This is a genomic window from Streptococcus infantarius subsp. infantarius ATCC BAA-102, assembly GCF_000154985.1.
GTDB classification, from domain to species: Bacteria; Bacillota; Bacilli; order Lactobacillales; family Streptococcaceae; genus Streptococcus; species Streptococcus infantarius.
This window is the reverse complement of the sequence record NZ_DS572692.1, coordinates 86,482-109,284: the sequence shown is the minus strand read 5'-3', so window position 1 is coordinate 109,284 and position 22,803 is coordinate 86,482. Positions and strand designations below refer to the sequence as shown.

Sequence of the window (22,803 nt, the reverse complement as noted above, 5' to 3'; positions counted from 1 at the left end):
TATTTAGCATTTGTATAACTGCATACAGCTACAAGGATCATCCAAAACTGATGATGTCACTTGCTAGTTATCGGTTTTGGGGCAGTGGCTCATTTCATATTAGATTTTGATTTTCTTTGAATAGCTCAAATTATTAAAAACAAAGAGAGCACTCGAATGTAACAAGTGTTCTCCTTCTTTTTTCTATTTGCGTTTTTTCTTAGCTTTCTTAATTTTATTAGCCTGACGCTTCATAGCTTGTTTCATGGCAAATTGTCCGACTTTTCCTTTTAGACCACCACCAAACATTTGGCTCATATCCATATTACCACTCAAAGCAGATAAATCTGGCATACCACCTTGTCCCATCATACCTTCAAGTGATGACATGTCCATGCCGTTTGGCATGTTTTTAGGAAGGTTATTTGGGTTGATACCCATTTTCTTCATCATTTTTTCCATGTCACCAGACATGACACCTTGCATCATTTGTTTTGCTTGGTTGAAATCTTTGATGAATTTGTTGACGTCAACAAAGCTGTTACCTGAACCAGCTGCAATACGACGACGACGGCTAGGTGTTAGCAAATCAGGATTTTCACGTTCTTCAGGTGTCATTGATGACACGATAGCACGTTTACGAGCGACAGCTTTTTCATCAACCTTGAAGTTCTTAAGAGCTGGGTTGTTAGCCATACCAGGAATCATTTTAATCAAGTCTTCCATCGGTCCCATGTTTTGAACTTGGTCAAGTTGTTCGATGAAATCGTTAAAGTCAAAGGTGTTTTCACGCATTTTTTCAGCGAGTTCCATTGAACGTTTTTCATCGTATTCTTGACTTGCTTTTTCGATCAATGTGAGCAAGTCACCCATGCCAAGGATACGGCTTGACATACGGTCTGGGTGGAACGTTTCGATATCAGTGATTTTTTCACCAGTACCAGTGAATTTGATTGGTTTACCAGTGATTTCGCGGATAGAAAGTGCCGCACCACCACGAGTATCACCATCAATTTTAGTCAAGACAACCCCAGTGATATCCAATTGTTTGTTGAATTCGTCAGCGACATTAGCAGCTTCTTGACCAATCATGCTATCAACAACCAAAAGAATTTCATTTGGTTTCGCAAGAGCTTTAACATCACGAAGTTCTTGCATCAAAGCTTCATCGATTTGCAGACGACCAGCTGTATCGATGATAACGTAATCGTTGTGGTTTTCTTTGGCTTGTGCCAAACCATTTGTCACGATTTCAACGGCTGAGTGGTCAGTTCCCATATCAAAGACTGGAACATTGATTTGGCTACCAAGAGTCTTCAATTGGTCGATGGCTGCTGGACGATAGATATCAGCCGCAATCATCATTGGACGTGCATTTTCTTCTTTAATCAGCTTGTTAGCCAATTTACCAGCAAATGTCGTTTTACCAGCACCTTGAAGACCGACCATCATAATGATTGTAGGAATTTTAGGTGATTTTTCAAGCTCAGCTGTTTCAGAACCAAGGATTTCTGTTAATTCTTCGTTAACGATTTTAACGATTTGTTGTGTTGGGTCGAGCGTATCAATGATTTCATGACCAACGGCACGTTCACGAACACGTTTGATAAATGTCTTAACGACCGGAAGAGCAACGTCAGCTTCAAGCAAAGCTAAGCGAATCTCTTTGGTTACTTCTTGAACATCTTTTTCAGATAGCTTTTTCTTTCCGCGAATATTTTTAAAAACCCCTTGCAGGCGTTCTGTCAAACTTTCAAAAGCCATAATAAATTCTCCTACCTAAATCTATAAATTATCAATTATCTGTAAATTAATCTCGGTTATCAATACTGCTCAAAATGGCAATCTTTTCTTTCAAGAAATCATCTGATGGGTATTTATCCAAAAGCTCATCAAAAATCTGACTGCGAACAATATAATCCGAATACATGTGCAGCTTCATCTCATAAGCTTCTAAAATCTTTTCAGTACGTTTGATATTATCATAAACTGCCTGACGGCTAACACCAAATTCCTCAGCAATCTCAGCCAAGCTATAGTCATCCGCATAATACAGTTCGATATAATTCATCTGCTTATCTGTCAAAAGCGCAGCATAAAACTCAAAAAGAGCATTCATACGATTGGTTTTTTCAATTTCCATAGCCTTTATTTTACCATATTTTGCCTAATTTTAATAGTTAGAATTGGTTAATCACACCCAATAAGTCATAAAAGTCGTAAGCGATATCAGTTTAGAAGCAAAAATTAGTGTAACTTTCTCTAAAATGATACAATAAAGCAAGGTTGAGACTGAGTTTAAATCGGTGACGATTTATCCAAAGAGTGCAGTTGTACTAGGTAAAGGTGCTGCCGCCTTGATTTTTTCAAGGAAAATCCCCGAGGGTTCTCAACCTTTTTATATTTGATGACAAAAGAGAGCAAGAAAACTTGCTCTCTTATTTTTAATTATTCTCCAAATAAAATTCGAAGCGGTCGCCGACATACTGACTGTGTACGTACTCAAATGGTCTACCATCTGTGAAATATGAGACCTGTGTCAAAGCCAGTACGGCATGATTTTTCGGAACCTTAAGGTAGTTAGCCACGCGCTCACTCGCATTTTTGGCATAAATGGTTTGTTGACTCTTACCAATCTCATAACCATTATCCGTCAAAGTCTGGAAAAAATGCTCCGTGATATCCTCACGCTTAAACTCACGAATCAACTTCTCTGGGATTGACGCCACCTCAAAAACAAGCGGCATGTTATCCGCATAACGCACACGCTCCATGCGAACCACATAATCACTAGGTTTCAGTTGCAACTGCTGAATTTCAGTCTCATTAGCAGGCTTACGCTGATAAGAAACCACCTGAGATGACGGGCTCTTGCCTTGTGAACGCACAATCTCTGTGAAACTCGTTGTTCCTCGCATCTTCTCTTGCACGCGATGACTCGCCACATAAGTCCCGCTACCCACACGGCGCTCAAGAATCCCTTCTTCCACCAAAAGCGTAATCGCCTGACGAAGCGTCATACGACTCACCTCGTAGTCATCCGCCAAATCACGCTCACTCGGCAAACGCTGACCAATCTCCCAAAAACCATCGTCAATCTTTTTCTTTAACGCATCATGAATTCTAATATATGCTGGAATCATAACCTCTACTCCCGTTCTGTTCTAAATAACTTAGCTCTATTTTAGCATAAAATCAAGGAAGTTTTTAGTCACGATATTATTTCTTTTGGAAGTTGGCAGGGCTGTAAAGAATTATGAAAGAACAATGTTTGTGTGAATTCTTTGTGAGTATGTAGAAAATTAGCTAGCGCTGGAAGAATTGGGGAAGGAGATAATCACGCTTGGGAACTGCGTAAGTTAGATAAAATTATTGATGTTCATTCTGGTAGAGACTATAAACACCTTAACAAAGGAAATATACCTGTTTATGGTACTGGTGGATATATGCTAAGTGTCAACGAAGCTTTATCAGAAAAAACTGATGCCATTGGTATCGGACGAAAAGGAACAATCGATAAACCATACTTGCTTAAAGCACCATTTTGGACTGTAGATACTTTATTCTATGCTACTCCACAAACAAATATTGACTTACAATTTACCTTAGCAATTTTTAAAAAAATTAATTGGAAGAAATATGATGAATCAACAGGTGTTCCTAGTTTATCTAAAAGTGTGATTAATAATGTTTTTGCCTTTCTACCAAGTTTCAAAGAGCAAAAAAAAATTGGCTCATTCTTCCAACAACTCGACGACACTATCACTCTTCATCAGCGTAAGGTATTTTATACCTTAAAACAGATATTTTATAGGTGTTGTGATACATTATTGTCAGGAGGCTTATAAAAATGGATGAAATGATAATCAATTCTGAAAAAATGTTATTCTGTGACTACTACAAACAATGGATTATGGTTTATAAAGAGGGAGCGATTCGACCAATCACTATGCAAAAATATTATATGGCCTATCGATGGCTTGAAAAGCTTGTACCAAAACTACAGATACAGCATTTAGACCGTATTTCTTATCAAAAAATATTAAATCAATACGCTAGTGTTCACGAAAGACAAACAACTATGGATTTTCATCATCATTTAAAATGTGCGATTCTTGATGCAGTAGATGAGGGACTTATTCCACGGGATCCAACTCGAAAAGCTATCATAAAAGGAAAACAGCCACGCGAAAAGAAGCCTAAATTTCTCAATCAATATGAACTCCACAAACTTCTTGATGATTTGGATTTAAAAAGTGAGATTAATATGGATTGGCTCATTCTTCTTATTGCTAAAACAGGCTTGCGATTTTCCGAAGCTTTAGCACTAACCCCAAAAGATTTTGATTTAACAAGACAAACTCTCTCTGTCTCAAAAACATGGAACTATAAAGAGAACGGTGGCTTTCTTCCTACAAAAAACGAATCTTCTGTTCGTAAAATCCCTATTGATTGGCAAACCGTTATTCAATTTGCTGAGCTTTTAAAAAGTTTACCCGAAGACAAACCTATTTTTGTCAAAGGAAAAGTGTACAATTCTACTGTCAATGACCGTCTAGCGCGTCATTGTAAAAACGCTGGCGTTCCAATTATTTCTATCCATGGTTTACGTCATACACACGCTTCACTACTGCTCTTTGCAGGCGTTTCTATAGCAAGTGTGGCTAGACGACTAGGACACTCAAACATGACAACAACACAAAAAACATATCTTCACATCATTAACGAACTAGAAAGCAAAGATATCGATATTATCATGTGGTCATTATCAAGTTTGAATTCGTAAAAAAAGAAGGAGACTCTCTCCTTCTTTTATTTTTCATCGACTATTTCTATATCAAATCCACCACTTGTAATAAAATTTCGTAATAATTTATCTACTTTTATTCCAACTTTTGGAGGAATGATTTTCTTTCCTTCAATTTTTTCCAGATACTCTTTTGCTTTTCCTTTATCAACAGTATCTTTTAACTCTGAATAACGTCCAAATTCATTAATATTTGCTTCATTAAGCTTCAAGTTCATTATATAACGTAATTTCTCTTCATCGAGACCAAGGTTTTCAGCTAAATTATGAATTTGATCATTTTTATTCCTTGCTATATATTCTGTTATATAATCTCTAAACGTTTTGTCCTCAGATACCTCTACTTCTCCTCGTTGAATTTCATGAAGAAAAATATTAGCAAATTTTTGTTCTTCTTGTGTCAAAGTTGCAAAAGTTTTATGAAGCTCTTCCTCAGCATTTGATATTGCTTTACTTGATGAAGAATCATTTAGTAATTTTAAATACTTGCTGAATCGTGAATTCATATAATCTGCATCAATCACACCAGTATCAAGTTCTGTAATGTAAGAACTTATATCATACGGAACTATATCTTCTCCAACATCAATTCCATCACCAGAGTCTTTAGAATAAAGTTCTTGATATCTCAATGATAGTACGTAATATTCCGTTTTAGTAAAATTAACTTTTATTTGCTGAGATTCATCTGTATATATATCCTTTTTCCAGGTAAAACCTTGAATTTTAGCAGCCTCTAAACATGCTTTGAATTCACTAAAAAGTTTGGCAAATTTACGAGAAACTGATTTATCATCTGGAATTTTCTCAAAATTCTTAATACCTGAGTGTATAAATAAATCGGAAATTTCTTTATACAAACGATTCATATTTTCGATATTTTTAACAATATGCTGAACAAATAATCCTAATGGCTTATCTCCAGAATACAATTTTACAGCATCTTCTATATTTCGTTCCATCGTATGGGGTTTTCTATAATAACGAATTGTACCAAATGGCTTTTCGTCACCAAATAAACGATTAGTTCTAGAAAAAGCTTGAATGATGTTTTCGTATTGAAGGATTTTATCCATATAAAGAGTATTAATCCATTTAGAATCAAAACCAGTTAACATTTGATCAACAACGATTAATAAATCAATTTGTTGACCTGTAGATAATCTTTGATATGGTTTCTTATGAGCTAAACGAGCTGAAATATCTTTCTTCATTTTAGAAAACGTTGGAATAGCAAAGTTTTGATCATATCTTTTGTTATAGTCTTTAATAATTTCAGACAACCCATCTTCTTTAAAATCAATATTTCCACTATTGTCAATATTAGGATCGAATAATGCAGTAACTTTTAAATCAGGTTTCAATTCTTTTAATTTTCGGTAATAGACAATAGCCTCTGGAATACTGCTCGTGGCAAATATTGCATGAAATTTGCCACCGCGACTTAACCTTACCCAATTTTCTAAGATATCATTAACTACACTGTTAATATGATCATCAGTTTGATATTGGACCATTGGAACATAATCTTCTATTCCTTTTACGTATCGCCCATTATCTTCAGTATGTCCTGCCATTCCAATTTCATTTGAAGCCATATATTTATAATATATTTTAGCTTTTTGAGGATCAGAAATAGCTTCTTCTTCAGTTTTAGCTTTTGCTTTTTCTAAAGCAACTGATTGTCGTATATCTTTATCTCTAAAAGTAAGAACTTTATATGGATCAAAACCTAAAACATTTTTATCTCTTATACCATCAGCAATACTGTAACGATGTAATTCATTTCCAAACACAGTCGAGGTTGTATTGTTTTTCTTTTGATTTTCTTCTTGAATTGGTGTACCCGTAAATCCAAAGAAGATTGCCTTTGGAAATGTCTTTTTAATCGTAATAAGCATATCACCAAAAGTTGAACGATGAGCTTCATCAATAATAAACACTATGCGTTTACTGTTCATTAACTCAATATCACTAGAATTAAGCCCTTCTGGTTCATTCTTGATATTACTCATTTTTTGAATAGATGTCACAATTAACGTATTTGAAGGCTCAGTACTTTTTAACTTAGCAATAAGAACACCAGTATTTTCTGTTGCTTGTACTCCTTCATTCTCTGAAGCAAATCCTCGGTATTCTTTTAAAGATTGAGTTCCTAGTTCAATGCGATCCATTAAAAAAATGACTTTATCTGCATCCTTAGAAGCTGCGATTAATTGAGCAGATTTAAAACTTGTCATTGTCTTCCCTGAACCTGTTGTATGCCAAACATAACCACCTAATTGATTATCACCATCCCAATTTGTTTGAGCTACTTTATCGGATATAGCATTTGCTGCAAAATATTGATAACTACGCATAACTTTTAAAACGCCATCTGAATTATCTGCAACTGTATAAAAACCAATTAATTGGTGTGCCATCGGAATCGATAAAAGTGTGGACACAATTTTATCCCACTCATTAATAGGTTCATTATTAAAATCAGCCCAATGGAAATAATAACTTTTATTAAATTGACCATCTGGACCCGGATTTGCAAAATAGACCGTTTCATCAGGCTCCATTGCAACAAAAATTTGAACTAATGAAAATAGTCCTGTGAATACTCCCTCTCGCGAATATTTCTCAATTTGGTGGTAAGCATCACTGACAGGAACGCCACTTTTCTTTAACTCAATATGAATAACAGGCATTCCATTAATCAAAAGCATTAAATCACCACGACGGTCGTTGAGTATTTTAGATTTTGTAGGGAATTTAGGTTGCTGAACAATCTGATAACGACTTTGACCAGCAGCAATTTCACGGCGATCATAAATTTTTAAACTCACTTCTTTTCCATAATGGAGTTTATCATCTGGATTATCCCTAGTTATTGAAACACTTTTACCATTAATAAAGCCATTTAATTTTAATGGTGTACGCAAATTTTCAATTTGCTCTAAAATCTGTTGCATTTCAGTATCTGTAAGTGGATAATCATTTAGACGATCAATACCACGATTATTTTCAAAAAGAATATCAGCCCAGTTACGTAATAAATCCTTTTCTGTATAGTTTTTTAAAACTTTTTTCTCCCAGCCCTTTTCAGAAAGGAGTTTAATTAAGGCTTCTTCGAATTCTGATTCACTATTAAAAACCATAATATTCTCCTAATTACTAAATAAACATTTTTTCAAGCATTGCTTTTTTTACTGTTTTTAACTTATCTAACTTACGCTGATGAAGAGTGATGAGGCTGTCGAGGTGGCTGAAGAATCCAGCAATCTTTTCTTGTTCATCATATGAAGCTACGTCCACAATAAATTTCTGCATCTCAGAAGCGAGGATATGTTTAATGGTATTACCTGTTGTTATGTTCTCGATTTTCTTTTTTGCCTTGACTGTCTGGTACTGATAATTCAAAAAATACGGTTCAATCTTAAACTTTGGATTTCTGAACATAATAAGTGCGTGGGCGGCTGAACAGTCCAGCTCTTCTGGAATTACAGCAGCATGACCAACATGTCCAGATTGAACCATAACCATATCACCAGTGTGCAGCCATTTATCTTTTTGTTTCTCATAAAACTCATCATTAATAAATACTTCGGTATTATGGTTTATCTGTCCGTCTTTTACATTATTGGATTCAAGATAGAAATGTCCCTCTTCAACATAATACGGAGTAGCAGTTCCAACAAATGCATTTCCAATATCTCTGTATATATCCGACAACTTACGCTGTTCCCAATCATCAGTAAATCCTGAAAAACGAATTTCTGGAACACTTTCACCATTTTTAGGAAACATTTTTTCAAGCATAGCTTTTTTTACATTTTTTAGACCATTTAACTTACGCTGATGAAGAGTGATGAGGCTGTCGAGGTGGCTGAAGAATCCAGCAATCTTTTCTTGTTCATCATATGAAGCTACGTCCACAATAAATTTCTGCATCTCAGAAGCGAGGATATGTTTAATGGTATTACCTGTTGTTATGTTCTCGATTTTCTTTTTTGCCTTGACTGTCTGGTACTGATAATTCAAAAAATACGGTTCAATCTTAAACTTTGGATTTCTGAACATAATAAGTGCGTGGGCGGCTGAACAGTCCAGCTCTTCTGGAATTACAGCAGCATGACCAACATGTCCAGATTGAACCATAACCATATCACCAGTGTGCAGCCATTTATCTTTTTGTTTCTCATAAAACTCATCATTAATAAATACTTCGGTATTATGGTTTATCTGTCCGTCTTTTACATTATTGGATTCAAGATAGAAATGTCCCTCTTCAACATAATACGGAGTAGCAGTTCCAACAAATGCATTTCCAATATCTCTGTATATATCCGACAACTTACGCTGTTCCCAATCATCAGTAAATCCTGAAAAACGAACTTCTGGGTTTAACTTATTTGTATCTTTCATCAGTTATTCTCCCAATAATTTAATGAGTTCTTGAATACCACTCATATCGAATTCGTTACCTTCTAAATCTTGTAACATTGAAGCTAAAGTAGACTCTGCTTCTTTTATTTCATTATCGATATCAGATAGTGTTTCATCATACTTCTGAGAAAGTTGTTCAATTTTTTGAACTAACTCATTGACTAACTCTTGAGTCAGTGATTGCATTTGTTCGATGAATGGAGTAATCCATTTTTTCTCCAATAGCATGTAAACTTGGGCATTAGACAATTGTTCAATTTGAACTTTAGTTTTATTTTGGAGATTGTCAACAGCTGATTTTACATCAGATTTAAGAGATTTTTCTTCGTTTTGAAGACTAACTACTTGTTTTAAGATATCTCTTACCGCTAGATCCAGTGTCTCATCCTTTTGAGCTTTCTTAACTTTAGCATTAACAAATGCATCCTTAGCATCATTGACGAAGTCTTTTTCTTTTTCTTCTTCTGGTAATTCTTCAAAAAGTTCTTCGATTTCTGCTGAAATATCATTTAAGCGATTTTCCTTATTAGAAATTGAGTTAACTTCATCAGCCAGTAATTCCTTTTGGACCAAATCAAATGGCAAAACATGTCCCAGCCATCCTTCTTGAACCTCTACTTCTTTACCTGATTTTTTCTTGATAACTAGATTAGGATCAACTTTTTTTGCAGCGTCAAATCCTTCTGTTTGAAGAATCTCAATATCAGTTTGCATATACTGCCATTGTGTATCTAATTTCTCATACGCATCATATTTATCAATTAGCGGCATGCTTTCTAAACGTTTAAATATATATTGTGCTAATTTTTCTTCTTCTCTCTGAACATGTACTTCATTAATATGATCAATTAATTCCTCTCGCATATATTGCGGAATGTCTGAGAAAACTTTTCGAGATGTTTCAAAAAACTGTTGAATTTCTGGATGAGAAAAAACAGCTTTCTTGATATCAGACACTTTTAATTGATACGTAGATGCATTTATCTCTTGGAATAAATCTGATTTTAAATTTGGAAAAGCATTCCAAAAATCACTTAAATCTTCTAATTCAGATTTTGGAATACCACCAAACATTGTTGCAAAAATATCCCAACTTTCAGTTTTCTCTGAAGAATCAACATAACGAGGAATATTAAGATTGTAATTATTGTTTCGAATTTCATCGCGAGATACCACGCGCGAAAAGTTTGCAACATTTTCACGATTTATCACAACATCAACAATACGTTTAATATCAGAAGCTCGTAATTTATTATTTTTTCCTGATTTAATAAAACCTTTAGAGGCATCAACTACCAATACATCAGTATTTTCACGTTTTTGTTTCAAAATCATGATAATCGTTGGAATACCGGTTCCAAAAAAGATGTTTGACGGTAAACCGATAATAGCATCGATATGATTTTGTTCAATTAAGTTTTTACGAATTTCGCCTTCTTCACCACCTCGGAATAATACACCGTGTGGCAATACGATTGTCATGATTCCATCGCTTTTAATGTGAAAAAGATCATGAAGTAAAAAGGCATAGTCTGCTTTTCCTTTTGGCGCTAATCCAAAGCGAGCATATCGTGGATCAGTTTCTTTATCAGTAGGATCCCATGATTGTGAATATGGCGGATTAGAAACAACTGCATCAACATACAAAGGTTCATAAGTAGCAATTGGATCTTTGTCATCAAAATAAGGCCAATCATCCTCCAAGGTATCTCCATTTCGCGTAACAATATTATCTGGCAAAATACCTCGCATAACAAGATTCATACGTGTCAAATTATATGTGTTCTGCTTTAACTCTTGGGCATAATACTTAATATTGTCCTTATTAGATATATATTTTGAGGCACTTTTACCAATATTAATCAGCAATGAGCCAGAACCACTTGTAGGATCGTAGATTTTAATTGACTCTCTATCTTTTAAATGTTCAGCAACAATTTCTGACATTAACAGTGAAACTTCGTGAGGGGTATAAAATTCACCAGCTTTTTTACCAGCATTTGCAGCAAACATGCTAATCAGGTATTCATAGATAAATCCTAAAACATCATAATCTTGTTTTCCATCCATAGGAATATCCCTAATAAGATAGATTAAATCACTAATAGCTTTTGTTTGAGAAGCTGAACCTTCACCTAATTTTGAAAGTCCAGTTTGCAGTGTATCAAAAACACCTTCAAAGACATCTTTGTGAGCAGAATCTATTAATCGACTAAAAGCTGATAATGCATCTCGTACATCTTGGACACTAAAATCACTACCCTTTTTAATCCAAGTAGAAAATAAATTATTGTATGAAATAAAATATCCAAGATTTTTTTGAATACTTTCAACAACTTCTGGATCTTCTTCAGTTAGTTCACATAAATATTTGTCAGTCCAGTCATTTTCCTTTAAATATTTTTCTTCTTGTTCAGAAAGGAATTTATAGAATATAAAACCCAAAATATAGTCTTTATATTCGTTAGCTTCAATTTTAGAACGCATTTTATTAGCTGATTCCCAAATTTTTGAAGCAAGTTGCTGTTTATTCATAATCTTCCTCCGATTACTTGATTTTCTAATTTATATACCAATATATAATACCATATATCAATACTTTTATCTTTACTATTCCCTTATCCAGCTTCTATATAAAACCAGGTAAGGTGATTTTTATTTAGTCTTCTTGTTCTTCCTCTTCCAATCCCACTAACTGTCTCTGGCGTTTTTTGGCTTGGTCAGCAATGTATTTCATAACGGTTTTAAATTCTTTTGCGGTGCCATTGTTAGACAGCTCAGAAAAGCTTTCGTCATATTTATCAACGATTCTTTTTACTTCATCCTTTGTGGTCATTGTAGTCTCCTTATATCTTTTCCTCACACTCCTTCGACTTCAACGCCAATGGCTAGGATGTCCTTGGTTTTGATGAGGTGGTATTGGGATTTTGTTTTGATGGTGATTTCGTGTGGGGTGAGGTCGGTGATTTTGCCCCTTAGTTGTTGGCTGTGGTCTTTGTCTTTTGCGGTTGTACAAACACCAGTGAGATGGCTGGTGTAGAGTTGGCTTAGGAGAAGGGCTTTTTGGTCTTTAGTAAGGTTGGTGTGTAGGAGTTCTTTAGTTTTGTCAGCTTTTAGTGAGCTGGTGTGTTCTGATAAGAAAAAGCCCATCCATTTTTCCATGCCTCTGTCGTAGTGCTCACGCGCCGCTTGAAATGGTAAATAACTGCGGTCAATCATCTTAACTTAATCCATCCAATCCTCCTGCTGAATGCCCTCCGACCAATTTGCTGCGCTCTAAACTGCGTGAGGCTTCCTGCAGAGCATTAGCTTTTTGAATAGTCGTAAAGCCAAACTGGTCACGAATAGCATCAATAGCTGATTGGAGCCTTTCTTCTTTTTCTATTTTTTCAATGTCATCAAATAAAGAAAACGTAGTGTATGATTCATCGACTAAGCCTGAATAAGATACCGCGATATGTCTGACTGCACCCGAATCATATTTTTTGCGCAGCAGAGTTAAAACGTGCTCAGTCAGTTGCTTGGTGTTATTGCTAGGCTCGATTTTCATTTGCGCCTGAATGCGGTGCTTTTTCTCTTGCTTTGAAAAGCCGATATAAATCGACACATTTGTCGCCTTCTTGTGAGCTCTTCTCAGGCGAATAGCAACCTGCTCTGCCATTTCCCTAAAAACTAACTCGATATCGGCCTTCTTGCGATAATCGCGTGGCAAAACCTGAGAATTGCCAATGCTCTTAGACTTAGGCTTGTAGGGCTGGTGAACGTTGCTTTCATCAATGCCGTTAGCATGAAAGAAGAGGTCAACCCCCACGATACCAAGCTCTTTCTTGAGAATATCGGGATTGAAATTAGCGAGTTCTTTGATGGTAAAAATGCCAAGCTTATTAAGACGTTTTTCCATACGGCTGCCAATCCCCCAGAAGTCAGTCATCTTAGGTATCGCCCAAACCTTAGTCTCGACATCCTCGTAAGACCAATTGGCACGCATGTTCTGATTGTGCTTGGCTTCATTATCGAGAGCAAGCTTTGCAAGCAATGGATTGGCATTTGACATGCCAACTGTTGAGTAGATGCCTGTTTTTTGCCAAATTTCTCGCTGAATCATAGCAGAAACCTTATCTAACTTTTCTTTCTTACCTAGGGTCTTATCTGGGATAAAATAGTTCAGCGATGAGGTCAAGTCGATAAAACCTTCGTCGATAGAGTAAGGCAAGATATCTTCGATGCTACCATAGTTTTGAAAGATATGCTGAATCTCTAGATTTTTCTCAATGTAGCGGTCCATTCGCGGCGGTACTATCCAAGTCGCCTTTGCCCAATTTTCAATGAAAGCCACATACTCAGGCGTGGTTGGTAAACCTTGACGTTTGGCATTGTAATAAGAAAACTTGCGCGTGTGAACATCAAACGGCAAATCATAAGCTCGGCTGACATTTGATGTTCCAAAAACTTTCTTAAATGTCGGTGAAGACGCTAAAATCAAGCCACTGGCATTTTCAGCTCGGCTCATAACGCAAAGCGAAGTTTTCAAAGGATGCAAGCCACGGTCCACGCACTCCACACTAGCATAAAAGGACTTCATATCCACAAAGGCGATATCAGAACGCGGCTCTCGTGAATAATCAAAATAGCCCATCTAAGTCTCCATGGTGATTAAAATCGAATCATTAACCAAGAAAGCATAAGGTGAGAGTTCGCTCTCTTTATCCTCTGGTAAATAAACCTTTGAAAAACGCTGATGCATGACAGAATCTGCAAAATCATCCATATCAAAAATTTCGACCTTGCTATCTAGTGCTAAATCATATGAATCCAAATCTAAAATATCTTTTAAATGCATCTTATCCTCCTATGATTGGCATGAAGTTGCCGACAATTTTTCCAACAATACGTGGATTTTCACTATATGGCGCAAATTTATCATCGTAATCTTTATTGATTGATACTAAGCGCAGCCCATTTTCCTCACGATAGACCTTTTTGATGTAAGTCTGTGAGTTCCAAACGACTGCATAAACCGCACCATCGTAGTCAAACCCAGTCTCACGAATGAGAGCCACAGAGCCATTGTGATAAGTAGGCTCCATAGAATCCCCATCAATCCACGAGGCAAAATCATGCGCCAAGTCTTTATCAAAATAAACTGTGTCGTAATCCATATCATCATAGACATTAGCACCGATACCAGCTGACAAACGTTCGTAAACCTTGTAGGCAAAACGTGGTTCTTGAACCATAGTAACCACCTTGCGCTGCTGTTCAAGTAAATCTTGAACATAAGTCAAAGCTTTTTCTTGATTCTGGTCAGTTAATTGCTTGTACAAAGTGGCAATTTCAAGCTCAGAAAAATAGCCGTGCGACACCTGCAAAAGTTCTTCTAACTTAGCCAAGTTAGCTTTTGTTGGCTTTGCCGTACCTTTTTCCCAAGCAAAATAAGATTGCTTAGAAATACCAAGTTCCTTTGCCAGTTCTGTCTGCTTCAAACCAAGCTCCAAACGACGATTTTTTAACTTTTCAGGAAAATACATCAAACTCACCTCTTTTATCGCATTTTGTAAAGATAAACTGATTTGTTTTTAAAAAGTCAGTTATATAACTGACTTTATTATATAAAAAAAGTGAATCATTGTCCACTTTGACATGTAGATGAAGTCGCAAAGATTATTACCAATTTTTCCATTAAATCTGGATGTTTAGCAGAAAAAAAGCGAACTTAGGCCCGCTTAGATTTTTTATCATTATTTATCGATATCCATTTCACGAAGTTGTTCAATGACAGCCTCAAATGGAACACCTACTTGCAGTAAAGAGGCTGCTGTATAAGCCCCTTCAACGAGAGGAACTTTACACATAAGGATGTTCTTTTCAGACAATTCCCAACCATTTCTAGATTCATCTTTGAAGAGCCAAAATCAAAGAATCCTAATATAGTGTCTGCGGCATTATTGTCGACTGTTTCTTTGATTTGTTGGAAACTTGTTCCGATTCTGCCATCTTCAGTCCCACCAGAGAATGTAATGGGAACGTCTGTCGCAACTTATGAGATTAATTCTACAATGCCTTGAGCAATATCTTTTGAGTGTGACACAATAACAATACCAGTTTTCTTAGACATAATTATTTTCCTCCGCTTCTAATAATGCTTTAAACAATAGACCTGATGAATACGAACCAGGATCGACAAGCCCAAGTGAACCATCTGCAGCATATGCATGACGTCCCTTTTTAGCTCTCAAAAGAGCTGTCTTTAGAATATACTCATCAATACGCTCTGGTGTTAGCTGATGATTTTTCAAATCTTCTACTACAGGCGCCCAGACGTCAACCATAGTTTTATCACCGATTTCTGCTCGACCAAGCCTTTGAATCATGACCAAGCCTTCTTTGATATCATAGTAAAGCTAGTCACCTGCTTCTTCAGCCCTTGCCATTCCTAAAAATGCTGAATCATATCAGGTTCCAGATACGCCACCGACTTTTGTAAGAAGAAGCATTCCTGTCTCCTTAAATAAATCAGATGTCGATGCAAATTCCTTTGGTTCAACGGTATTGACAACAGCTGTCATACCACGTAGCATGTTTTCACCATGGTCTCCATCTCCTCCCATCGTTGAGTCCAGTTCAGCTAAAACAGCTAGATTTTCTTGGATTTTTTCGTAGAACAAGATGAGCCATCTTTTTGCAGTCTCTAATTTCATATAAAACACTCCTTTTATCATCCTAAACACTGCAAAAAAGAAAACGCTATCATAGAAACCTTTTTCTTCGTTATAAAACTTTTTAATCAAAAGGTCTCACATAAAGTCGTAAAACGGCCTATTTTTTGACAATTTGTCAATTTTGGTGAAAACAGCTTATTTAATGGTATTCATCCATTTTCTACTGCGGAACATAAAGACTGATACCATAAAACGGAACAATTCCTCTTGCGATAGAATAAAATAAACCCAAACAATTGGAAGTTTAAGAACCAGTCCCGTAAAGAGCCCTAAAGGCACACCAATACACCATGTACCCAAAATATCGATAATCATGATGTACTTGGTTCTCCCACCACTTCGGATAATACCACCACCCAAAATCATATTTTGGACTTTAACTGGTGCTAAAATCGCAAAAGTCAACAAGAGTTGTAACCCGACTTGTCTAACATCAGGACCAACATTATATAAGTCAATGTAGAGATTTTCACCTACAACTAAGAAGATTGATAAAATGAGTGACCCTACAAAGCCATAAAAACACAAACGTTTCGAATCATGATAAGCTCGTTCGTAATCATGCTCACCAAGCCTGCGTCCGATTAAAATCCCCGCAGCTTGTGACAACCCAGACAAAGCCCCGATAAATAGCCCTTGAATGGGACCAGTTAGAGACATCCCAGCAAGTTCGCTCGTTCCCATGTGCCCATAAATGTAGGTATTGACATTTTGCCCCAAAGTCCAAAGCAACTCATTAACCACAATAGGCGTTAGTATGATGAGATACTGACTAATCTCCGAAGCCTTCATCCGCAAATCAAAGCTAAATTGACAAGTTCTATGGTAAAAATAAACCATCAAAGCCAGATTCACTACTTGAGACATTAAGCTAGCTAGCGCTGCCCCCTTGATTCCCATGGCAGGAAAACCAAAATGTCCAAAAATCAAAAGATAATTTAAGCATGTATTGACCACCGCAGCGACTGCACTGATATAGAGCGGATACTTAGCGTAATTTCGGCAACGCAGCTGAACCGCTAAAAGTGTTGCAACCCCAGATAAAGGATAGACCCAAGCTAAGAGCTGAATATAGGGCTTAGCCGTCACCACAACTTCAGTATCCTTAGTGAAGATTCCTGCCAAAACATCAGGGAAGATTAAGCACAAGCCCATGGTAAATAAAGCCAAGCACAGCATGACTAAGAGGTTAACTGACATGCTGGTATTAATCTTTTTCTGATCATTTTTTCCCATATATTGAGAAATCATGATACCTGTTACGGTCGCAATCGCTCCGCTAACAAAGGCAAAGACAAACTGTGGCTTTCCGCCAACTTCCACAGCTGCAATGGCAGTCTTTCCAAACTGCCCAACCATTAATTGGTCAATCATTGAAAAGGATGACTGCAGCATGGCTTGTAAAGCTACAGGGATTGCAATCGTCATTGCTTCTCTCAAGAAATGTTCTCTTTTTGCCATAATTTTTCTCCATCATTATTACTAAGTGCATTATATCGCAAACGCTTGCATATCACTAGTGTTCTATCTGCACAATTTTTTTGGTCATTTAAACCCAAAAAAAGCACCCCAGCCAAATTCAGCTAAGAGTGCCTATTGTAAGATTTCAGTTAAGATAACCAATGAATCAAGGTAGCTATCACATCGCTACTATTGCCGATAAGATTTCCAATAAAATGCGCCGTCATAACAACGTAAATATTTCTAGTTTTGATATATGATAAACTCAACGGAAATGCCCAAATCATAGTCAAGAAAATTCCCCAAAAAGAAAGCGAATGTCCCAAAGCATAAAGTAACATACTAAAAAAGGTCGTGAGGACAATTATTTTCTTGCTAGCAAAACGAATCATATTTTTTCTATGAAATGTTTCTTCGGTCACTGCTGGCAAAAAGATGGTCGAAATAACAAATACGATTAAGGTCAGCCAACTATCTCTTCTTAAACTGATACTCCCTATCTCAAAGTTTGGAAAAAATCCTTCTAACATCCTTGTCAAAGCAAAGGTAAGCACGAATCATAAAAACGTCAATAAAACCTGAATCCAGTACTTTCTGCCGCTTTTAAAACTCCTAAACCATTCTTTTAAATTAAGGTCTTTAGAGATGAGAAAATAAACCAAAAGCAAAAAGTAAAACAAAGCATTGGTGTAGATAAGGTAGCTTGACGGGACAATCAAACACGACAAGATAAAAACCACTTCAATCAAAATAGGAATAGCATTTGAAGCAATATAATCTCTAAAACTAGTCTTTTTCTGTTCACTCATCATAGCCTGAAATCTCCTTTTTAGATGTTAACTTATCTTAGTATTGAAATACTAAAGAATCTTCCTTCACCAAAACTATACACCAATGCTAATGAAACTTAAAGTTTTCAGCATAAAAAAGCTACCAAATACTAGCACGCACATCACTAGATTTGATAGCTTTTTATTATGAAGTTATTGCTTGTTTAAATCCATTTAGTATTGAAATACTAACATACTTTTTGATGACTGCTTATGCTTCTACAAGAGCTACATCTTCCAAATCTCCAGTTTTTGCATCGTAATAATGTTTGTTCCCTTCAGCGTCTGTTGCGAATCCGCCTTTAGTTTGAAGACCATTTTCATCGAAATGCAATTCTTGACCGTTGATTTCTTGGTCACCAGTTACCACTTGACCATTTTCGTCAAAGTAATACCAGTTGTCACCGTCACCGATAAATTTATTTGTGGCAAGGTCACCTGAATCTGGATCGTAAAAGTGACGGTTTCCTTCAGCGTCTATCACAAAAATACCTTTAGCTTGAAGGCCATCTTCAGCAAAGTAAAGTTTTTGACCACGGATAACTTGTGAACCTGTTGCCAAGTTACCATTTTCGTCAGCATAATACCAGTGGTTATCACCTGTTGTGAAGAAGTCACCAACAAATTTTTCACCAGATTTGGCATCGTAGTAACTACGTGTACCGTCTTCGTTTGTTACGAAGATACCTTTTGCTTGGATACCATTTTCATCGAAGTACAATTGTTGACCGTTAATTGTTTGAGCACCTTTAACAGCTACACCATCTTCGTTGAAGTAATACCATCCACCATTGATAAGAGCGAATTCAGAAGCAACCATTGCACCTGAGTCACCTTTGAAGTAACGTGTATTACCATCTTTGTCTTTAACAAGTTGGCCTTTAACTTGGTTCCCATTTTCATCGTAATATTGGTAATCTTCACCAATTTTAACAAGACCACGCGCCATGATACCATCTTTACCGAAGTAGCGCCAGTTAGTTACAGTTTTGGCAACACCATCAACTGTTTCAGTTGTGTTGAAGACATAGTAATGACCACCTTCATAACGGCTACCTGTTTTACCGAAGTAGTATTGGTTTCCTTCTGCATCTTCATAGATAGCGTCACGAATTTCAATACCATTTTGCAAGAAGTAATAAGTTTGACCGTCGATTTCACGCATACCAGTTACCATGTGACCATCTTCGTCAAAGTAGTAATGGTTTCCGTTGTAAAGAACGAATGAAGATTTAGCTTGGTAACCACTTGTTGAGTAGTAAGTCATACCTTTACCATCATAGTAGAAACCAGTTTGAGCTGAATCTGATGTCATTTGTTTTGGAAGGAATGCGCCATTTTCATTAACAGTGAAGTAAGTACCTGTTGCTTGGTCGTTAAGAACGTAATCTGAACCTTTACCAAGGATGTTTGTTCCGTTGAAGTATTCAGCTTTCCAAACTTTAATCTTAGTTGATGGATCGATTTTCTTACCGTTAGAAATCATAACACGTTCAAAGATTGATGGGTATTTTTCTTGAAGGTATTCTAAGAATTCACCACCATATTGTGCTTGATAGTCTTTACCACTACTTTTAGTGTTTGCAGCATATGGTTTGTTCTTAATTTGAGCACCTTCGCGTTCTTCACCGTAGTCGTTAACACGTGTTGCAGTAACGATTTCTTCACCTGGAAGAGCGTAGATTTGGTCTGGAACCCAGTCAGCAATGACTTGAATACCTTTAGAGTGAAGGGCTTTGATAGCATTTCTAAGGTTTTCTGCTGAACCGTATTTATTGTTTTTGCTCATTGCCAAGTCATAACGGTCGCTGAAGGCATAACCATTTTGAATGATTGAGTCAAGGAATGTACCATCAGTTGATGACACGTATTGTGGTGCCAATTCAAATAATGTGACACCCCATGAAGCAAAGAGATCAGCATTTTCAGCAATGACTTTGTTAGTGTATTGTGATGGGTCTTTAACAAAGTCTTGGAAGTTTGAGAATCCTTCAAAGATAATTTGTGAGTCAAGAGCTGCTGAAGTTTCGTAAGTTAATTTGCCTGCTTCTTTAGCTTCTGTGCTTGCTTTCACACGGATATCTTGATCAGCAGATGCACCAACTGGTACCCAAACAGTAAGGAAACCATTCATATCAACTGTTTGGAAGCCTTTGATTTCATCACCTGTGAAGTAGATAAATCCGTTTTCGTCAACCAATTTAGTGATGTCTGTATCAGAATCGTTGAGGTAAGCTTGCAAACCATTTTCAGTTGGTGAAAGCAATGGACGGTAGTATTGACCTGCGTGAGCAATACCAACTTGTACAGCAATCACATCAGAACTGTTCAATTTAAGGTTTGGATTATTAGAAATGATTGTTACAATACCTGAAGTTGTTACAGAATCGTCAGTCACTTTTTGATCAGCTGTCATGATACCTTTACCAAAACGAACTGATGTCAAAACGCCACCGTTAGCGCCATCAGGGTATTGAACATTCATTGCTTGACCACCAGCTGCGTATTTAATACGTGATTTAAGAAGAGCAACGATTTGATCATAGTATGGAGATTTAACTGCCATATATTGACCATTATCAGTGAACAAGTCACCGTAGTAAACACGTGGAACAGATTCCATATTTGTCAAAAGCAAAGCGTATGCTGCTGGGATATTGAAATGAGTGTATTGTTTATGAACGCTGTTCATATCAGCGTTATAAATTTCGAAAGCTTGTTTCAATTCATCAAGTGTGAATGTGAAACCATCTGTTTTAGGATTGATTTGACCAGCGATGATTGATGCAATGATACCTTGAACTTCACTATCGTGTGCACGAACGAAAGCATATGATGGCATAGTATCACCATAAGCGCTATCTACGGTACGGTCAGTCATACCAAGATCATTATGAATCAATGATTCCAAGTTTGATCGGCTACCTTCTGGACGTGTTAAAACATCAAGGAAAGCCATACGAAGACCGTTATCGATAGCAAGTGCAGCACCGTTTGTATCGTGGTTATAATCAGGGTCGTTAAAGCTCCAAGCTTCTAGGATAGAAATGTGAGCAAGAGCTTGTGCTTCTGTTTTGTTAACGCCGTAAGCTGCTTCAAACAAATCAGTGTAAAGTTGAAGAAGGTCAGCGTCCACGTTATCAACGGCATCGACACGAACACCATCAAAGTTAGCGTCAGCGTCACCAAAGACGACTTTACCCCAGTTCATAAGGTAGTAAAGTTGGTTCAATTGTTCTGCTTGAACAACTGGGTTTGAGTTATCAACGTCGTTTGCAAGTAAGAAGTCATAACCACCTGTACGGTCAGCTTTGTGGTAGTTTGTTTGACCATTTTGGTAAGTAGGTGCGCGGTTAAGAAGACGATAGTCTGAATTAGCCCATTCAGTCAAATCACTGTTAACGTAAAGAAGGGCACCACCTTGCAAGTGGTCAGTGTCACGATCTTCTGAGTTTATGTTCCATTTGTCTTGAGTTGATACAAATGAAGCAATGATATCACGCAACCAAGCTACGTCACCACGACGTTTGATTTCTTGTTCAATTTTAATTTGAATAGCTTCTGCTGCAACGTTTAATGTTGATTGTTTATCAGTTGCAGAATATGTTTTATCCAAACCAAAGTATTTAGACATATGGTTAAGGTAGTTCACTTGTGTGTCAACATCAGGCCACCATGCCATTACCAATGGACGGAAAGTTTCTTCAGTTGAATCTATCCATTTTTCACCATTATTATCTAAAACTTTAGTAGGGCGATACCAAGAATTAGCTGTTAAATAACCATCAACCAATTCAAAGCTTTTTTCTGTTGAATCGTAAGCTTGGTTATTTTTTGAGAAGTTATCGACAAGGTCTGTCAATCCTTCTGTAAATGAGTAAGTTGATGTTGATGACAATGCACCTGTTTCAGCATCAAAGTAAAGCAATTGACCATTTACTGTGATGGCAAAGTTTTTCTTAACTGTACCATCTTCTTGGATGTAGTAGTATTTTCCATCAATTTTTTTGATGTTATCCAAGCTCAATTGGTCAACAGCAGCTTTTTCGGCGTCTGAATCAGCAGCTTTGTTTGTTTTGTCATCACGTACTTCTTCATCAGTAGCTTTGTGTGATTCTTCTGATGGGTTAGTTTCAGAAGTTTCACTTGTTTCTGTTGAAGTAGCTTCTGAAGGTTTAGTTGTTTCTTCAGATGATGCTTTTGTTTCTTCAGATGCTTCAGTTGCTGAAGTTTCAGTAGTCTTGTCATCAGCTTTAGCAGATGTAGCATCTGTAGTTTTTTGTGAGTCTTCCGCAACTACTGTTTCTTCTGTTGATGAAGCTTCAGTTGTTGTTTCTTGACTTTGTTCTGTAGCAGTACTTGTTTGTGTTTGGCTACTACTTGACGCTGGGGTATCACTTCCTCTTGTAACAGCAACAACGTTTGTTTCGTCGGCAGATACTTCATGTGTAGAGCAAGCAACTCCAACACCAACTCCAACCAATGCCATACTTGTAACAGCAATGGTTACCCATTGTTTTTTAACTTTGTGTAGCTTATAGCGAATCTTGTTTTCCATAAATCCTCCTAAATA

16 protein-coding genes and 2 pseudogenes are annotated in these 22,803 nt (G+C 36.7%); 2 read left to right on the top strand and 16 right to left on the bottom strand.

Annotated elements, in window-relative coordinates; translation table 11 throughout:
- Positions 1 to 183: 183 nt before the first annotated feature.
- From ffh to STRINF_RS05800, 3 genes are all read right to left on the bottom strand, one after another.
- Positions 184 to 1,743: a signal recognition particle protein gene (gene ffh / locus STRINF_RS05810; RefSeq protein ID WP_006532119.1), complete on the bottom strand. Its 1,560-nt coding sequence runs from the start codon at positions 1,741 to 1,743 to the stop codon at positions 184 to 186.
- 46 nt (positions 1,744 to 1,789) lie between these two features.
- Complete coding sequence (locus STRINF_RS05805; RefSeq protein ID WP_006532118.1) at positions 1,790 to 2,122, bottom strand: putative DNA-binding protein; 333 nt, start codon at positions 2,120 to 2,122, stop codon at positions 1,790 to 1,792.
- A 301-nt stretch (positions 2,123 to 2,423) separates the two neighbouring features.
- Positions 2,424 to 3,122 carry a GntR family transcriptional regulator gene (locus tag STRINF_RS05800; RefSeq protein ID WP_006532117.1) on the bottom strand — a complete coding sequence of 233 codons (699 nt, stop codon included), beginning with the start codon at positions 3,120 to 3,122 and terminating at the stop codon, positions 2,424 to 2,426.
- Between the two features lie 177 nt (positions 3,123 to 3,299).
- On the opposite strand from STRINF_RS05800, the gene STRINF_RS05795 reads away from it, so the two are divergent.
- Complete coding sequence (locus STRINF_RS05795; RefSeq protein WP_081442279.1) at positions 3,300 to 3,827, top strand: restriction endonuclease subunit S; 528 nt, start codon at positions 3,300 to 3,302, stop codon at positions 3,825 to 3,827.
- A gap of 11 nt (positions 3,828 to 3,838) precedes the next feature.
- The gene (locus STRINF_RS05790) at positions 3,839 to 4,765 is read left to right on the top strand and encodes a site-specific integrase (protein ID WP_196792636.1); all 927 of its coding nucleotides are present in this window, start codon (positions 3,839 to 3,841) and stop codon (positions 4,763 to 4,765) included.
- 26 nt (positions 4,766 to 4,791) lie between these two features.
- Here STRINF_RS05790 and STRINF_RS05785 read toward each other — a convergent pair whose 3' ends face one another.
- The 13 genes and pseudogenes from STRINF_RS05785 to STRINF_RS05720 form a co-directional block, all read right to left on the bottom strand.
- On the bottom strand, positions 4,792 to 7,932 hold the full coding sequence (locus STRINF_RS05785; RefSeq protein ID WP_006532114.1) for a type I restriction endonuclease subunit R: 3,141 nt from the start codon (positions 7,930 to 7,932) through the stop codon (positions 4,792 to 4,794).
- Positions 7,933 to 7,948: 16 nt separating this feature from the next.
- Complete coding sequence (locus tag STRINF_RS05780) at positions 7,949 to 9,199, bottom strand: restriction endonuclease subunit S (protein WP_006532113.1); 1,251 nt, start codon at positions 9,197 to 9,199, stop codon at positions 7,949 to 7,951.
- A 3-nt stretch (positions 9,200 to 9,202) separates the two neighbouring features.
- Positions 9,203 to 11,755: a type I restriction-modification system subunit M gene (locus STRINF_RS05775; protein WP_006532112.1), complete on the bottom strand. Its 2,553-nt coding sequence runs from the start codon at positions 11,753 to 11,755 to the stop codon at positions 9,203 to 9,205.
- A gap of 124 nt (positions 11,756 to 11,879) precedes the next feature.
- Complete coding sequence (locus STRINF_RS10325; RefSeq protein ID WP_174221227.1) at positions 11,880 to 12,056, bottom strand: hypothetical protein; 177 nt, start codon at positions 12,054 to 12,056, stop codon at positions 11,880 to 11,882.
- A gap of 23 nt (positions 12,057 to 12,079) precedes the next feature.
- A complete protein-coding gene (locus STRINF_RS05770; RefSeq protein WP_006532110.1) occupies positions 12,080 to 12,439 on the bottom strand; it encodes a hypothetical protein in 360 nt (119 codons plus the stop codon).
- A gap of 1 nt (position 12,440) precedes the next feature.
- On the bottom strand, positions 12,441 to 13,856 hold the full coding sequence (locus STRINF_RS05765; RefSeq protein ID WP_006532109.1) for a Y-family DNA polymerase: 1,416 nt from the start codon (positions 13,854 to 13,856) through the stop codon (positions 12,441 to 12,443).
- Entirely contained in the window at positions 13,857 to 14,060 is a 204-nt protein-coding gene (locus tag STRINF_RS05760; RefSeq protein WP_006532108.1) for a hypothetical protein, read from the bottom strand.
- A gap of 1 nt (position 14,061) precedes the next feature.
- Positions 14,062 to 14,748: a LexA family transcriptional regulator gene (locus tag STRINF_RS05755; RefSeq protein ID WP_006532107.1), complete on the bottom strand. Its 687-nt coding sequence runs from the start codon at positions 14,746 to 14,748 to the stop codon at positions 14,062 to 14,064.
- Positions 14,749 to 14,958: 210 nt separating this feature from the next.
- Positions 14,959 to 15,335 (bottom strand): annotated as a pseudogene (gene dhaM, locus STRINF_RS05750) (dihydroxyacetone kinase phosphoryl donor subunit DhaM).
- Positions 15,328 to 15,918 (bottom strand): annotated as a pseudogene (dhaL, locus tag STRINF_RS10180) (dihydroxyacetone kinase subunit DhaL). The pseudogenes dhaM and dhaL overlap by 8 nt, the downstream one beginning before the upstream one ends.
- Positions 15,919 to 16,074: 156 nt before the next feature.
- Positions 16,075 to 17,400, bottom strand: a complete 1,326-nt coding sequence (locus STRINF_RS05735) for an MATE family efflux transporter (protein WP_006532104.1) — start codon at positions 17,398 to 17,400, stop codon at positions 16,075 to 16,077.
- Positions 17,401 to 17,549: 149 nt separating this feature from the next.
- Positions 17,550 to 17,930: a CPBP family intramembrane glutamic endopeptidase gene (locus STRINF_RS10565; RefSeq protein ID WP_006532103.1), complete on the bottom strand. Its 381-nt coding sequence runs from the start codon at positions 17,928 to 17,930 to the stop codon at positions 17,550 to 17,552.
- A 511-nt stretch (positions 17,931 to 18,441) separates the two neighbouring features.
- The gene (locus STRINF_RS05720; RefSeq protein WP_006532101.1) at positions 18,442 to 22,788 is read right to left on the bottom strand and encodes a glycoside hydrolase family 70 protein; all 4,347 of its coding nucleotides are present in this window, start codon (positions 22,786 to 22,788) and stop codon (positions 18,442 to 18,444) included.
- Positions 22,789 to 22,803 lie beyond the last annotated feature (15 nt).

Coding starts and splice junctions, on each gene's coding strand:
- STRINF_RS05800 (WP_006532117.1), bottom strand. CDS start 3,122: ATGATTCCAGCATATATTAGAATTCATGATGCGTTAAAGAAAAAGATT.
- STRINF_RS05785 (WP_006532114.1), bottom strand. CDS start 7,932: ATGGTTTTTAATAGTGAATCAGAATTCGAAGAAGCCTTAATTAAACTC.
- STRINF_RS05760 (WP_006532108.1), bottom strand. CDS start 14,060: ATGCATTTAAAAGATATTTTAGATTTGGATTCATATGATTTAGCACTA.
- STRINF_RS05755 (WP_006532107.1), bottom strand. CDS start 14,748: ATGTATTTTCCTGAAAAGTTAAAAAATCGTCGTTTGGAGCTTGGTTTG.
- STRINF_RS05770 (WP_006532110.1), bottom strand. CDS start 12,439: ATGATTGACCGCAGTTATTTACCATTTCAAGCGGCGCGTGAGCACTAC.
- STRINF_RS05780 (WP_006532113.1), bottom strand. CDS start 9,199: ATGAAAGATACAAATAAGTTAAACCCAGAAGTTCGTTTTTCAGGATTT.
- STRINF_RS05720 (WP_006532101.1), bottom strand. CDS start 22,788: ATGGAAAACAAGATTCGCTATAAGCTACACAAAGTTAAAAAACAATGG.
- STRINF_RS10325 (WP_174221227.1), bottom strand. CDS start 12,056: ATGACCACAAAGGATGAAGTAAAAAGAATCGTTGATAAATATGACGAA.
- STRINF_RS10565 (WP_006532103.1), bottom strand. CDS start 17,930: ATGTTAGAAGGATTTTTTCCAAACTTTGAGATAGGGAGTATCAGTTTA.
- ffh (WP_006532119.1), bottom strand. CDS start 1,743: ATGGCTTTTGAAAGTTTGACAGAACGCCTGCAAGGGGTTTTTAAAAAT.
- STRINF_RS05805 (WP_006532118.1), bottom strand. CDS start 2,122: ATGGAAATTGAAAAAACCAATCGTATGAATGCTCTTTTTGAGTTTTAT.
- STRINF_RS05775 (WP_006532112.1), bottom strand. CDS start 11,755: ATGAATAAACAGCAACTTGCTTCAAAAATTTGGGAATCAGCTAATAAA.
- STRINF_RS05790 (WP_196792636.1), top strand. CDS start 3,839: ATGATAATCAATTCTGAAAAAATGTTATTCTGTGACTACTACAAACAA.
- STRINF_RS05765 (WP_006532109.1), bottom strand. CDS start 13,856: ATGGGCTATTTTGATTATTCACGAGAGCCGCGTTCTGATATCGCCTTT.
- STRINF_RS05735 (WP_006532104.1), bottom strand. CDS start 17,400: ATGGCAAAAAGAGAACATTTCTTGAGAGAAGCAATGACGATTGCAATC.